This window comes from Gymnodinialimonas sp. (genome assembly GCF_059726805.1).
In genome coordinates, this window is record NZ_AP041059.1 from 2,796,050 (window position 1) to 2,810,682 (window position 14,633).

A 14,633-nucleotide genomic window follows, 5' to 3' on the forward strand; every position below is an offset into this window, starting at 1 on the left:
GGCGAACTCAACCTAATCTCACGGTCGCGCGCAGACGGTCCCGGTGCATCATCAGGAATTGCATCGTCACCAACAGCGCCGCATTGGCCATGTCGCCCTCGGCCAGCATTCGGCGGGCCAGATCATAGGGCACAAGGTGGCTCAGGATATCCTCCCCCTCGCCCGGATGGCCGCCAACGCCCGCCGCCCCATCGGGCAGATCCGCAATCGCAAGATACGAGAAGAACACCTGCGCGATGCCACCGGGGCTGGGGTAATAGCGCCCAACGAAGTGGAGCTGGCCGAGGGTCAAGTTCGCCTCTTCCCGGGCCTCGCGGCGGGCGGTGCCCTCGGGCGTATCGCCTGCGTCCATGATCCCGGCGATGGGCTCCAGCAACCAGGGCGCGGCGTCGCCGTGGGCGTAGGGGCCCATGCGGAACTGTTCGACCAGCAGGATCCTGTCGCGCACCGGATCATAGGGCAGCACCGTCACCGCATCGGCAACCCGGAAGACCGAGCGGTTGAGCGGCCCCTGGGTGGCGCCATCGAAACGGGTATGGCTGAGGTTTTGTTCCTCGGTATTGAAAAAGCCGTCGTGGACATGGGTGGTGCCGTGGTCCGTCACATCGGCCCGCGTCATGCCTGCGCCGACATGGGTGGGCCTGCGCCAACGCCCGGCGCGCACCGTGGCATCGGCGCGGGCGTGGATGATCGGGAAGCGCGCGCCAACGTCAAGCGGCTCTTGCCGGCCCATCTGGCGCATCACTTCGGAGGCCGCGTGCAGTTGCACCTCCCCCCACTGGCGCGCCCAGGTGGCGAGCGACCAATCGGTGCCGGGGGTGCCCTTCTGCTCGGCGGGAAACCAGGCCTCGGCATCGATCTCGGTCTGGTCCCAGACCACCTTCACCGCGCGGCGCTTGTAGCCGAAACAGGCCTCGTAGAAATCCAGGCGCAGAAGCGACTGCGGCTCAGGAATGATCAGCGCGCCCTCGGTCGCGGCACTGTCGCGCTTTTCCAGCATCGGCCAGGGCTTTCCCGTGACCCAGGCCGCGCGGTATCCGGCCAGCGCGGCAGGCTCCATCCGCACCTCCATGCCCGCGACCAGATCCAGCAGAGGTTGATGACACAGGGTGCCGAACAGGAAAATCGGCGTCATCTAGCGCCACGCCCGCCCGGCAAGCTCCGTCAGAAGCCCCCCGATGATGCCGCCAATCAGCAAAACGCTCCAGATCTCGACCGTGAGTGATTGCAGGAAATACTGCAGGAAAAGCTCCATCGCTTCTGTCGCAGCCTCGCCGGGGGCGGAGTAGCGCAGGTCCATGGAACGCAGGAACATCGTGCGCAGCGCAAACAGCACCAGGCCGAAAAACGCGATCTGCGCGCCTGCCCGCAACCCGTTGGAGGCCGCGAACACGAACCCTTCGCCCGCGCGGCGGCCCACGACCATCCAGCCCTGCAACAGCCCAATCATCGCGATGGTGATGTTGAAATACGTGGCAGGCGTGCCCTCTTCAAAGGTCAGTTTCGCCTGCATCGCGCCGACATAGCCGATGGCAAAGAAAATGATCGCGCCTGCAAGTTTCGCGCCCGTGGGCATGTGCCTGTCCCTTACCGTATCGGCGCGGGACCGATTTATATCGGCTTGCGCACCGTGATCTGCGTCACGTCACAGTTTCCGAAATGAAACGTGGCCGCGCAAGAGGTCAGGTAAAAATTCCACATCCGCCGGAACCTGTCATCAAAGCCCATGGCGGCGATCTGGTCCCATTTGGCGTTAAACGTCTCGTGCCAGCGGCGGCAGGTCTGGGAATAGCTTTCGCCGAATTCCACCGAATGCGCGATGTCGAGGCCCGCGCGCTCGATTTGCTGTTTCAGCACCGTGGGGGCGGGCAACATGCCGCCCGGGAAGATGTATTTTTGAATGAAATCAACGCCCTTGCGGTAAACCTCCCAGCGTTTGTCCTGCACCGTGATGATCTGCAGCGTGGCCTGCTTGCCGGGCTTGAGCCGGTCACGCAGGGTGTCGAAGTAGACGGGCCAATACTTCTCTCCGACGGCCTCGAACATCTCGATCGAGGCGACGCCGTCATATGTGCCCTGTTCGTCACGGTAGTCCTGCAGTTTGATGTCGACCATGTCGGAAAGGCCCGCATCGGCGATGCGTTTGACCGCAAAGTCGTGCTGTTCCTGGCTGATCGTCAGGCCCGTGACCTTCAGGCCACGTTCCTTCGCGGCGTATTCCGCAAAGCCACCCCAGCCGCAGCCGATCTCCAGCACATGGTCGCCCTCCTCGGCGCCCATCTGATCGACCATGGAGGCATATTTGGCGATCTGCGCCGCCTCCAGGCTTTCCTGACCCGTCTCGAACAGCGCGCTGGAGTAGGTCATCGTATCGTCGAGCCAGAGGCCGTAGAAATCATTGCCCAGGTCATAATGGGCCGAGATGTTCTTCTTGGCCTGCTTCTTGGTGTTGCGGATCAGCCAGAAGCGGAAGTTCTCGAACGCGCGGATCAGGCCCATGCCCAGGAAGCCGTCATAGACCTCGTCGTTGTCGGCGTGGACCACGTCGAGGAAGGCCTGCAGATCGGGCGTCGACCACCATTCATCGAGGTAGGCATCACAAAAGCCCAGATCGCCCTCGCGGATCAGGCGGGCGAAGATGTCGACGTTGTGGATATCCAACTCGCCGACCGGGCCGGGCTTGGCGCCCTCAACCCGAAACACGCGGCCATCGGGGAGGCGAAAATCGATGCGGCCATGCTCCAGCCCCTTCGCCTTTTCAAACACCGCCTTGAAATACCGTGGGAGGTCTTTTTGCCCCTCAACAGATGTCAGTACATTCATTTTCTTGCCCTTATCCCAGTCGCATACATGTAAGCCGCCCCGGAATTGGGCAAGTCTCTTTTGTGCGTCCTGTAAACTTTTGCAGACACTTTTTGGTCAGAAGCCCCGATTTGCGTAGGTATCAAGCGCGCGCTTGCGCCCGTCCGCGGCACTGACGATGGGCTGGCTGGGGTAGCCCATCGTCGGGCTCAGGTCCCAGCTGCGCGGGACCGCGTCGAAGTAGGCCAGCGCAGTGTCTGGGGGCTGGCGGGTGATCTCGGCCAGCCAGCGCATCCGGTAGCGGCCCGCCTTATCGAACTTCTCGGCCTGGGTTTCGGGGTTGAACACGCGGAAGTACGGCGTCGCATCGGGGCCCGAGCCCGCCGACCACTGCCACCCCATTGCGTTCGACGCCGGGTCCCAATCCACCAGGCATTCCTCGAACCAATCCATCCCGATTTTCCAGTGCGTCATCAGGTGCTTGGTCAGGTAGCTGGCGACCAGCATCCGGGCGCGGTTGTGCATCCGGCCCGTCACATACATCTCGCGCATTGCGGCATCGACAATCGCCATGCCGGTCCGGCCCTGCTTCCAGGCGATGACCTCGGGCGCCTCCGCGTCTGTGTTCCAGGGAAACGCCTCCCACTCCTCACGCCAGTTCGAGGTGGTGATATGGGGTGTGTGGTAGACCAGATGGTAGGCAAAATCACGCCAGACGACCTCTTTCAGAAAGGTCTCTGCCCCCGGTTTGCCTTGCCGCAACGCGCCTTGGCCCGCGTGCCAACAGGTCCGCGCGCTGATCTCACCGTAGGCGAGGTTTTCAGACAGCAGCGACGTGCCGTTCTTTGCCAGATTGTCCCGCGCATCGCTGTAATCATCGATGCCATCGTCAATGAACCCGTCCAGCCGGGCGCGCGCGGCGGCTTCGCCCACATTGAGGTGCGGGGCCACGACATCCGCCCCCCGGTTCATCGCGGCACCCAGCTGCCAATCGCCCAGATCATCGGAGGCGGGCCAAGCCTCAGGCGCCTTGATCACCGGCTCGGCCAGCACATCCCCGGGCGCGCGGTCGCGCACCATTTTCCAGAACGGCGTGTAGACCTTGTAGAACCCGCCCGTCTTGGTCTCGACCGTCCAGGGCTCGAACAGGACATGGCCGTTGTGGCTGACGGCTTGGACCCCATCCGCCTTCAACGCCGCTTTGACCGCCTCATCGCGGCGACGCGCGTCAGGATCGTAGAGCCTGTTCCAATGAACCGCCTTGGCATCGACCTCCGCGATAAGGGTCCGCAGGACCCGCAGAGGGTCCCCGCGCCGCAGGATCAACCGTGATCCCACAGCGCGCAGCGCGTCCGAGAACGCCTCCACCCCCAGGCCCAGGCGCCATTTTGGCGCCGCACCGTGGCCTTCCACCACCGCGTCGCAGATGAACACCGGCACGACGGCGCCCTCCGCACAGGCCGCCACCAGCGCAGGATTATCGCTCAGGCGGAAATCCCGCCGCACCCAGTAAATCGTCGTCATACGCGCCCCGTCTTGCTTACCCGAAAGCTAGGCCGCAGCGCGGCGCGTCAAGGCCTCTACGAGCCCTCAACCAGCACCAGATCCCGCTCTGACGCGCCGGTGGCGTGGGTCATCGCTTGCTTGTAGCCGTCGGATTCGTAGCAGGCATTCGCCGCCTCAAGGCTCGGGAAGACGGCAACCACATTGCGCGGATGGGCGCGGCCCTCTTTCTGGATCGCAGGCCCGCCGCGCGCTAGAAAGCACCCGCCATGGGCGGTGATCACCTCCAACGCCAGCGCCGCATAGCGGGCGTAGGCCTCATCATCGGTGACGGTCACATGGGCAATCCAATAGGCTTGGGGCATCTTCTTATCCTTCCAGTACGGCCTTGGCCGCTGTAACGGCGGCGTCCGCATTCTCGGCGCTGGCCCCGCCCCCTTGCGCAAAGTCAGGCCTGCCGCCGCCGCCCTTGCCGCCCAGTTCCGCCACCGCCGCACGCACCAGATCAACGGAGTTGATTCTGTCTTTCAGGTCGTCTGTCACGCCAGCGGCCACCGCCGCCTTACCGCCGGTATCCGCGATCAGCACCACCGCGCCTGATCCCAGACGCGCCTTATGCTCGTCCACAATCCCGGCCAGATCCTTGCCGGTGACCCCACTGAGCACCTGGCCATGGAAGTTAACGCCGTTAACGCTTTCAGCCTCCGCCGTCTGCGCGCCGCCCGCCATTGCAAGCTCTTTTCGCAACTGCTTGATTTCGTTGTCCATTTTACGCTGCTCAAGCTTGAGCAACTTGACACGCTCCAACACATCGCCGGGCTGCGCGTTCAGCTCCAGCGCCAGGGCACCCATGCGGTGGTCCTGGGCGCTGAGGTATTCAAACGCGGCGGGACCCGTCAGGGCCTCGATCCGCCGCACCCCCGCGCTGGAGGCACTGTCACCGAGCGTCACGAACACGCCGATATCGCCCGTGCGCCGCACATGGGTGCCGCCGCAGAGCTCCAGCGAATAGGTGTTGCCGTCCGTCCCTTTGCCCGAGCCGTCCTGCACCCCCATCGAGACCACGCGCACCTCGTCGCCGTATTTCTCGCCAAAGAGCGCCTGCGCGCCGAGGCCGCGCGCGTCGTCCGGCGTCATGATCCGCGTCTCAACCGGCGCATTCTGGCGGATGTAGGCGTTCACCTCGTCTTCCACCTGCGCAAGCTCGTCCAGCGACAGCGCCTTGCCGTGGCTGAAGTCAAACCGCAGCCGATCCGGCGCGTTGAGCGAGCCGCGCTGTGCCACGTGATCGCCCAAGGCGCGGCGCAAAGCCTCGTGCAGCAGGTGCGTGGCGGAATGATTGGCGCGGATCGTCGTGCGCCGCGTTGGATCAACCGTCAGCTCCGCGCCCTGCCCCAGCTTGACCTCGCCCTCGCTCACGGTGCCGATGTGCAGGAACACATCCGCCACCTTGCGCGTGTCGGTCACGGTCACGACGCCGCTTTCTGTCCGGATCGTGCCTGTATCACCCACCTGACCGCCGGATTCCGCATAGAACGGCGTCTGGTTCACGACGACCGTAACATCGCCCGTTGCCACATCGACCTGCGCGCCGTCCTGGACCAGCGCAAGGATCTGACCCTCGGCCACTTCGGTGTCGTAGCCCAGAAATTCCGTCACACCGTTCTTTTCCGCCACGTCAAACCAGATCGTCGCATCCGCCGCATCGCCCGAGCCGCTCCACGCCGCGCGGGCCTTGGCCTTTTGCTCGGCCATGGCCGTGTCAAACCCGTCGGTGTCCACCGCGCGGCCCTGCTCGCGCAGCGCATCCTGGGTCAGATCGAGGGGAAAACCGTAGGTGTCATAAAGCTTGAACGCCGCCTCGCCGGGCAGATTGCCGCCCTCGGGCAGCTTCGCTACTTCCTCGTCCAGCAGTTTCAAGCCACGGTCGAGCGTCTGGCGGAAGCGCTCTTCCTCCAGCTTCAGCGTCTCTGTGATCAGCGCCTGAGCCTGACCAAGCTCCGCATAAGCCTGCCCCATCTGGCTGACCAGCGCGGGCACCAGACGGTACATCAGCGGGTCTTTCGCGCCCAACAGATGCGCATGGCGCATCGCGCGGCGCATGATCCGGCGCAGCACATAGCCGCGCCCGTCGTTGGACGGCATCACCCCATCTGCAATCAGGAAAGAGGTCGAGCGCAGGTGATCCGCGATCACCCGGTGGTGCACGTTCTGATCCCCGTCGATATCCGTGGAGGACGCGTTGGCCGAGGCCTCCATCAGCGCCCGCATCGTGTCGGTATCGTAATTGTCGTGGGAGCCTTGCAGCAGCGCCCCGATCCGCTCCAACCCCATGCCGGTGTCGATGCTCTGCATATCCAAAGGCACCAGGGAGCCATCGGCGAACTGCTCGTTCTGCATGAAAACGATGTTCCAGATCTCGATGAACCGGTCACCGTCCTCCTCCGCCGAGCCGGGAGGGCCGCCCCAGATGTGATCGCCGTGGTCATAGAAGATCTCGGTGCACGGCCCGCAAGGCCCCGTCGGCCCCATGCGCCAGAAGTTGTCATCGGTGGCGATGCGGATGATCCGGTCCTCCGCGACGCCGACCTTCTTCCAGATCTCGAACGCCTCGTCGTCGGTATGGTAGACGGTCACGTAAAGCCGGTCCTTAGCCAGACCGAAATCCTTGGTGATCAGCTCCCAGGCATAGCGGATGGCGTCGTCCTTGAAGTAATCGCCAAAGCTGAAATTCCCAAGCATCTCGAAGAACGTATGATGGCGCGCGGTATAGCCGACGTTGTCCAGATCGTTGTGCTTGCCGCCTGCGCGCACGCATTTCTGGGACGTCGTGGCGCGCACGTAGTCGCGCCGCTCCACACCGGTGAACAGGTTCTTGAACTGCACCATGCCCGAGTTGACGAACATCAGCGTCGGGTCATTGCGCGGCACCAGCGGGCTGGAGGGCACAATCGCGTGCCCCTGCCGCCCGAAATAATCAAGGAAGGTCGAGCGGATATCGTTGAGGCTGGTCATGGCGCGGCGGTCCCAAAGCTTTATGTGCGGCCCGTGATGTAACCCTGCGCTTTGGCGCTGTCCACGGTGCGCACACGAAAAAGGGCGGCCCATGGACCGCCCTCTTGACCCTTGCGGCGCGTCCACCAGGACGCAGCCACCACTTGGGCTGAATTATTCGTCGTCGTCCTGGATCATGTCCGGATCGTCCTTGGCCATGTCGAAGTCGAGGCCATGGGCCGCGCGGATCTTGTCTTCGATCTCCAGCGCCGTCTCGGGATTGTCGCGCATGAAGGACTTGGCGTTCTCGCGCCCCTGCCCGATCCGCTCATCCCCATACGAGAACCAGCTGCCGGATTTCTCGATGATGCCCGCCTTCACGCCCATGTCGATCAGCTCACCATTCTTGGAGATGCCCTCGCCATACATGATGTCGAATTCCACCTGCTTGAACGGCGGCGCAACCTTGTTCTTGACGACCTTCACGCGGGTCGAGTTGCCGACGATTTCGTCGCGGTCCTTGATCGCGCCGATGCGGCGGATGTCGAGGCGAACGGAGGAGTAGAATTTCAGCGCGTTGCCACCCGTCGTCGTCTCGGGCGAGCCGAACATGACGCCGATCTTCATCCGGATCTGGTTAATGAAGATCACCATGCAGCCCGAACGGTTAATGGAGCCGGTCAGCTTGCGCATGGCCTGGGACATCAGGCGGGCGTGCACGCCCACGCTGCTGTCCCCCATATCGCCCTCAAGCTCGGACTTCGGCGTCAGCGCGGCAACGGAGTCCACGACCACAACATTCACGGCGCCAGAGCGCACGAGCGTGTCGACGATTTCCAGGGCTTGCTCACCGGTGTCGGGCTGCGAAATCAGCAGCTCGTCCAGATCCACACCCAGTTTGCGGGCATATTGCGGGTCCAGCGCGTGTTCGGCGTCGACGAAGGCACAGACGCCGCCCTTCTTCTGCTCTTCCGCGATGGCGTGCAGCGTCAGCGTGGTCTTGCCCGAAGACTCCGGCCCGTAGATCTCGATCACCCGGCCCTTCGGCAGACCGCCGATCCCCAGCGCGATGTCCAACCCGAGCGAACCCGTGGACGTCGCCTCAATGTCTTTCAAGACATTGTCGCCGCCCAGTTTCATGATGGAGCCCTTGCCGAACTGGCGTTCAATCTGCGCCAATGCGCTGTCGAGGGCCTTTTGCTTATCTGCAGATTTACGATCAGTCATGTCGAGGAGGTTCGCCGTTGCCATGGAATTCAAATCCTTATGTCATGCCGCAGGGTCTGGCGGCAATGGGGCCGGCGCGGGGTTTTCCCGTTTCTCCGGCGATGCTATGTTCTTGCCTTGTTCTCACATTCGTTAACAAACAAAACGAGAACAATTCAAGTTAATTCTTCTGTGCTGTGATCTTTCACGGGGAGGCGTTAACAATCGGTTACTCGAATGCGGAAATGTGAGGGCTTTGGCGCATGTTGGTGTTTTGGAAGGCGCGATTGGTGCTTTTGGCCGTGCCCAAAACGGGCACGACGGCATTGGAGCAGGCGCTTTTGCCCCACGCGGATTCGGCGATTCTGAACCCGCCGCAGCAAAAGCATTGCACTGTGCGGCGCTATCGCAACCAGCTTCAGAAGTTCTTCGAGCAGCGCGGCCAGCGCAAATTGGAGCTGATGGCGGTCGTGCGCGAGCCCGTATCCTGGCTGTCGAGCTGGTATCGCTACCGCGCCCGCGACGAGATCCGAGGGACGCCCAATTCCACCGCCGAGGTCACCTTCGATGAATTCGTCGCCGCCTGGCTGCAGGACGCGCCGCCCGAATTTGCCAAGGTCGGGCGCCAATCGCGGTTTGTCTCGGAAGAAGATGGCACGCTTGGTGTCGACCACCTGTTTCGCCATGACCAGTTGGATAGGGCTGTCACGTTCCTGGAAGAGCGCGTGAAGGCGCGCCTTGATCTCGGGCGGAGCAACGTCTCGCCGTCTCGCGACGTGGGGCTGAGCGACGCGATGGATGCGCGCCTGCGCGCGGAGGCACCCGAGGAATTTGCGCTTTGGAGCCGGTTGGGCGGCTGAGCCTGATGCGTTTCGCTCTTCAGCTAGCTCAAAGCCTTTGACAGGACGCGTCAGTGCAGTTGTTGCCGGACCGTCTCTGTCAGGTCGGTGAGGGAAAAGGGCTTGGGCAGGAAGATCGATCCGGGCACGCCAATTGACCCCTCTTCCATCGCGTCCTCGGCATAGCCCGAGACGAAAACCACTTTCGTGTCGGGACGGTCCTTGAGGGCCTCGCGCACCCAGGTCGGGCCGTCCATCCCGGGCATGATGACGTCGGTGACGAAAAGGTCGATCTCTAGCGTCTCGTCTGACAGCGTCTCCAGCGCCTCTTCCGCGCAGCCCGCCTCCAGCACGGTGTAGCCCCGCAATCGCAGCGCGCGTGAGGCGAAGGCGCGCACCGGGGCTTCATCTTCCACCAACAAGACCACGCCGGGGCGATCGTTCGACAGCGGGTCCTTGATTTCCGTGCTCTTGCCTTCGATCAGATCGGGTGCTGCGTCCGCGCTCGCCACCTCGTGGGCCGGGATATAGATGGTGAAAGTGGTGCCTGAGCCGACGACGCTGTCCACAAAGATGTAGCCGCCCGTCTGCTTGACGATGCCGTAGGCCATCGACAGACCCAGGCCCGTCCCTTCCCCAGTGCGTTTGGTGGTGAAGAACGGCTCAAAAATACGGTGCAGCTTGTCCGGCGGGATCCCGTGGCCGTGGTCGCGCACGCGGATCGTCACGTAGGAGCCCGGAGGCACGATGGCCTGATCGCGCGCCATTGGCTCGGCCAGGTGCACCATGCGCGTCTCCACCCGCACCTCGCCACCGTCGGCCATGGCGTCGCGCGCATTCACGACAAGGTTCATGATCACCTGGTCAAGCTGCCGCCGATCGGCCCGGATCGGCGCGAGGTCTGGGTCGTTTGACAGCGAAAGCGTGATCCGCTCACCCACCAAACGGTTGAGAAGATGGGTCAATTCGCCAATCGAGTCGCGCAGGTCCAGAACCTCGGGCTCCAGCGTCTGCTTGCGTGAAAACGCCAGAAGCTGGCCCACAAGGCTGGCCGCGCGGTTGGCGTTCTGGTTGATCTGCACCAGATCGGCGTAGTCCTGATCGCCCTGATCATGGCGGAGCAACAGCAAATCACAATGGCCGGTGATCGCGGTCAAAAGGTTGTTGAAATCATGGGCCACGCCGCCGGCAAGCTCGCCGATGGCCTGCATCTTCTGGCTCTGGACGAACTGCTGCTCCAGCGTCTTCAGCTCTGTCGCGTCGTGCAAAACCGCCAAGAGCGAAGGCCCGGTTCCATCCACGATCCGGCTGAGAGAAATCTGAAGAAACGTCTCGTCCTTGCGCTGTTTGGCGCGGGCCACTTCAGAGCGGTTCGGCACCCGCTCGGCCAGGGTGTCGGCCACCCAATCGCCCACCGGACGGCCCAGGTTTTCAACGAACCGCGACATCGGCCCGGTGACAGAGGCGTCGACCCCCAGCAGCGTTTGGGCATGGTGGTTGGAGGCCAGCACTTCGCCGTCCGCGCTGATGTGCAGCAGGGCGACAGGCAGCGACTCGAAAGCCCGCGCGGCCACGGAAGCCGCGGGCGGCTCCGACAGGCCCGGCACGGCATAGACCTCACGCCGACCATCCTTGGAGGGGACGACGATGGGAATGACCTCGATCTTGCCGTCGGTTCCCAACAGGCTGGAGCGTCTTCCGGCCACAAGGGGTTGATCTGGAAAGACATCTTCCAAGGTTGTGGCGCGGCGTCCCAGCACTTCGCGCATCGCGGAATTCATCGACAGGACCGTATCGTTGTGGCTCACGACCATCATCGGCAGGCCGATCCATTCGCCATGGCGCGAGTTTGCATCCGCCATGTCATCGAGCCGCCAGATCACGCCGCCGTTCAGGCGGTGGGCGGCCAGGCGCACGGTGCCGCGGGGCGTCACGACGATCTCATGGGCAGAGGGGCGGCGCCCGAGGGCGGTTTCCTGCCGGAACACGACCGCCGCCGCGTTGGGCAAAACACCTGAAATCGCGCGCCCGATCGGCAGGCCGAGCCGTTCGCCAAACCGTCGTTCAGCCGAGGCGTTCTGCAAGACAATCGCCCCGTCTTCGTCCGTACAGAAACACGGCGCGGGGTCATGTTGGATCAACGCAAAGGCGGCCTGAAACGTATTTTGCAGCCGCCAGACGCGCCAGATATCCTGCAGCGCCACAAGGCCCGCCGCCGCGAGGCAACCGCCCGTTGCCGCCATCAGGCCAAAGCGCAGCTCGGGCCCCGGTGCCAACAGGGTCGCTATTCCCGCCACGATCCCCAGAACCAGCAGGACGGTCGGCTGCACGAAGGGTTTGATCCCCCGCGCATCGGTCACTATGCGATCAACAGCCTCGTCCGTCACAATTCCGTTCGCCTTCCCTTAGCCACCGAGGCCGCCATCTGGCGCGGGGCTCAACTTGCCCTGAAGGTTCTGCCAAAATGGTTAAATTAACCTTAAGACCCTCTCAAATGATTGTATCATTTTCGCCCGGTTGACTAGCCGTCGGCGCGTAGAAGCTCGGCGGTGAAAAAACCGTCCGACGCCGTGAGTGGCGTGTCGATGTGCGACAGGCCCGCGCGCCACCCCTTGTGTCGGGTCAGAAACGCGGTGATCTGAGCCTCATTCTCGGCCTCGAAGAGCGAGCAGGTCATATAGATCAGCCGCCCACCCGGCCTCACCAGATCGGCGGCGTGGTCCAAGATCTCGCACTGGGTTTTGACAAGCGCGTCAAGCACTTGAGGGGTAAGACGCCACTTGGCCTCCGGGTCGCGCCGCCAGGTGCCGGAACCGGAACAGGGCACATCGGTCAGGACCACATCGAACGGCGCGCGCGCCTGCACCTCGTCCGGTGCAAGCGTCGTGATCACCACGCCCGCCCGCGCCGCCCTCGGCTCCAGATCAGCCATGCGCTGCGGCAGGGCGTCATGGGCAAAGATCTGCGCGCGGGTCCGGTCCGCGATGGCCAAGGCCTTACCGCCCCCGCCCGCGCAATAATCAAGGATCATCCCTTCGTAGGGCCAGTCCACCCGCTGGATCGCACTCTGAACGGACAGGTCCTGAGGCTCCACCCCGCCCGTCAGATAGGCAGAGGCCTGCCGCAAGCGCCGCGCGCCCTCGGTCACTTCAAGCGCTGTTTTAACTTGCGCGTGGGGCCGCGTGAGGATCCCGTCCTCGGCCAAAGCCCGGGCCGCGTCGTCGCGTGTGCCGCGTTTCAGGTTCACGCGCAGCCACAAGGGCGCACGGTGGGCGAACGTTGAAAGAAGGCTCGGCAACGCATCGGGCGCACGGGGCGCGAGCAGCGGCAGGACCCAATCTGGCACGTTCATCGCCGGATCGAGGGCGGGCAGATCCGCTCCCTTCTCGGCATCGCTCAGCGGCTCGGGCGCGTGGCCCATCCCTGAGAAAATGCTGTCCACGTCCAGGTTCTGCAGCCGTACCAGACCAAGGATCATGCCCCGCCCGGTTGTCCCACCAAAAGCCTCGCAGGCGCCTTTCTGGCGCAGCACGTCGAAGACGTGATCGCGCACGGCAGCACGGTCCTTGGAGCCCGCATAGCGCGCCCCGCGTGCCCAACGGGTCAAGGCCTGCTCGACCGGCGCGCCATCGCGCCAGGCATCCAGAACCTCGATAGCTGCCGCGTATCTCGCCGCCGGCTGCATCTTAAAGTATCACTTTAACAACAGCGCACAAGCCACTCATCCTGCGCGATAATTCGGGCTCTCGCGCGTGATCTGAACATCATGGACATGGCTCTCCTTGAGGCCCGAACCGGTGATGCGGACGAACTGACATTTCGTGCGCATTTCATCCACGGTTGCCGAGCCGGTGTAACCCATCGCCGCCCGCAATCCGCCGATCAACTGATGCACGACGGCCCCGGCAGAGCCCTTGTAAGGCACTTGCCCCTCGATCCCCTCGGGCACCAGCTTGTCGCTGGCGGCGTCCTTCTGGAAATACCGATCCGCCGAGCCCCGCGCCATCGCGCCGAGGGATCCCATACCACGGTAGGATTTGAACGAGCGGCCCTGATAAAGGATCACCTCACCCGGCGACTCGTCCGTCCCCGCGATCATCGAGCCGACCATGGCGCAATGGGCGCCCGCCGCGATCGCCTTGGCAAAATCGCCCGAGAACTTGATGCCGCCGTCCGCAATCACCGGCGTACCATCGGCGGCCGCCGCGCAATCGGAAATCGCCGTCAGCTGCGGCACGCCGACGCCGGCCACGATCCGCGTCGTGCAGATCGAGCCCGGCCCGATCCCCACCTTCACCGCGTCCGCGCCCGCATGGATCAACGCCCGCGTGGCCTCGCCGGTGGCGACATTGCCCGCGACCACCTGAACTTCGTTCGAGAGCGATTTCACCCGCTCTACCGCCGTCGCCACGCCCTCGGAATGGCCGTGGGCCGTGTCGATCACAATCAGATCGCAGCCCGCATCGATCAGGGCCTGAGACCGCTCGAACCCCGCATCGCCCACCGTCGTGGCCGCCGCCACGCGCAGGCGCCCCAGCGGGTCCTTGCAGGCCATCGGGTTCAGCACCGCCTGCTCGGTGTCTTTCAGGGTCAAAAGTCCCGTGAGCGCGCCCTGCCCGTCGGTGATCAGCAACTTCTCGATCCGCCGCGCGCGCATCAGGCTGATCGCCTCGTCCCGGTCTGCGGGCTCACGCAGGATCGCCAGATCGTCGGAGGTCATCATCGCCGCCACCGGCGTCGCGTCGTCCTGGGCAAATCGCATGTCGCGGTTGGTCACGATCCCCAGGACGCGGCGCGCCGCGTCGACCACCGGAAAGCCCGAGAAGCCGTAGCGTTCCATCAAGGCCTTGGCGTCGGCCAGCGTCTGATCCGGCGATAGCGTCACGGGCGAATACACGATCCCGCTCTCAAACCGCTTCACCCGCCGCACTTCGCGCGCCTGCGCCTCGACATCCAGATTGCGGTGAATAACCCCCATGCCGCCGGCTTGCGCCATGGCAATCGCCATCCGCCCCTCGGTCACGGTATCCATCGCAGAGCTCAGGAGCGGGATGTTCAGGGCGATGTTCTTGGTCACCCAGGTGCGCGTGTCGGCGTCAGACGGCAGGACCGAGGACTTGCCGGGAACCAGCAGAACATCATCAAAGGTGAGGGCCTCGCGAATCTCCATCTGGGTGCTCCTTGGAGGGGACATCGGTTGGCACGTCGCTATCCCATGGGGTGAGACGCGGGGCAAGACCTAAATGTGGGGGCGCCAGCGACAGGAGGGATTGCGCCCGTGCAGGTCCT

General features: G+C 63.9%; 11 protein-coding genes. 1 reads left to right on the forward strand and 10 read right to left on the reverse strand.

Annotation, left to right across the window (positions count from 1 at the left end):
- Positions 1-7: 7 nt before the first annotated feature.
- The 7 genes from AC6I9R_RS13580 to recA all read right to left on the reverse strand — a co-directional run bounded on the left by AC6I9R_RS13580 (position 8) and on the right by recA (position 8,550).
- On the reverse strand, positions 8-1,135 hold the full coding sequence (locus AC6I9R_RS13580) for an NUDIX domain-containing protein (protein ID WP_461426098.1): 1,128 nt from the start codon (positions 1,133-1,135) through the stop codon (positions 8-10).
- A complete protein-coding gene (locus AC6I9R_RS13585) occupies positions 1,136-1,576 on the reverse strand; it encodes a TrgA family protein (protein ID WP_461426099.1) in 441 nt (146 codons plus the stop codon).
- Between the two features lie 35 nt (positions 1,577-1,611).
- Positions 1,612-2,823: a class I SAM-dependent methyltransferase gene (locus AC6I9R_RS13590; RefSeq protein ID WP_461426100.1), complete on the reverse strand. Its 1,212-nt coding sequence runs from the start codon at positions 2,821-2,823 to the stop codon at positions 1,612-1,614.
- Positions 2,824-2,919: 96 nt separating this feature from the next.
- Positions 2,920-4,326: a cryptochrome/photolyase family protein gene (locus AC6I9R_RS13595; protein ID WP_461426101.1), complete on the reverse strand. Its 1,407-nt coding sequence runs from the start codon at positions 4,324-4,326 to the stop codon at positions 2,920-2,922.
- Between the two features lie 56 nt (positions 4,327-4,382).
- Positions 4,383-4,670, reverse strand: coding sequence for a DUF1330 domain-containing protein (locus AC6I9R_RS13600; RefSeq protein WP_461426102.1), 288 nt, complete (start codon positions 4,668-4,670; stop codon positions 4,383-4,385).
- Positions 4,671-4,674: 4 nt separating this feature from the next.
- A complete protein-coding gene (gene alaS, locus AC6I9R_RS13605; protein ID WP_461426103.1) occupies positions 4,675-7,320 on the reverse strand; it encodes an alanine--tRNA ligase in 2,646 nt (881 codons plus the stop codon).
- Positions 7,321-7,473: 153 nt separating this feature from the next.
- Positions 7,474-8,550 carry a recombinase RecA gene (recA, locus tag AC6I9R_RS13610; RefSeq protein WP_461426104.1) on the reverse strand — a complete coding sequence of 359 codons (1,077 nt, stop codon included), beginning with the start codon at positions 8,548-8,550 and terminating at the stop codon, positions 7,474-7,476.
- A gap of 218 nt (positions 8,551-8,768) precedes the next feature.
- Here recA and AC6I9R_RS13615 point away from each other — a divergent pair, with 218 nt between their 5' ends.
- Positions 8,769-9,365 carry a gamma-glutamyl kinase gene (locus AC6I9R_RS13615; RefSeq protein ID WP_461426105.1) on the forward strand — a complete coding sequence of 199 codons (597 nt, stop codon included), beginning with the start codon at positions 8,769-8,771 and terminating at the stop codon, positions 9,363-9,365.
- A gap of 50 nt (positions 9,366-9,415) precedes the next feature.
- Here AC6I9R_RS13615 and AC6I9R_RS13620 read toward each other — a convergent pair whose 3' ends face one another.
- From AC6I9R_RS13620 to guaB, 3 genes are all read right to left on the reverse strand, one after another.
- Positions 9,416-11,731: an ATP-binding protein gene (locus tag AC6I9R_RS13620; RefSeq protein ID WP_461426106.1), complete on the reverse strand. Its 2,316-nt coding sequence runs from the start codon at positions 11,729-11,731 to the stop codon at positions 9,416-9,418.
- A gap of 134 nt (positions 11,732-11,865) precedes the next feature.
- Positions 11,866-13,029, reverse strand: a complete 1,164-nt coding sequence (locus tag AC6I9R_RS13625) for an RsmB/NOP family class I SAM-dependent RNA methyltransferase (protein ID WP_461426107.1) — start codon at positions 13,027-13,029, stop codon at positions 11,866-11,868.
- Positions 13,030-13,065: 36 nt separating this feature from the next.
- Positions 13,066-14,514: an IMP dehydrogenase gene (gene guaB, locus AC6I9R_RS13630; RefSeq protein ID WP_461426108.1), complete on the reverse strand. Its 1,449-nt coding sequence runs from the start codon at positions 14,512-14,514 to the stop codon at positions 13,066-13,068.
- Positions 14,515-14,633 lie beyond the last annotated feature (119 nt).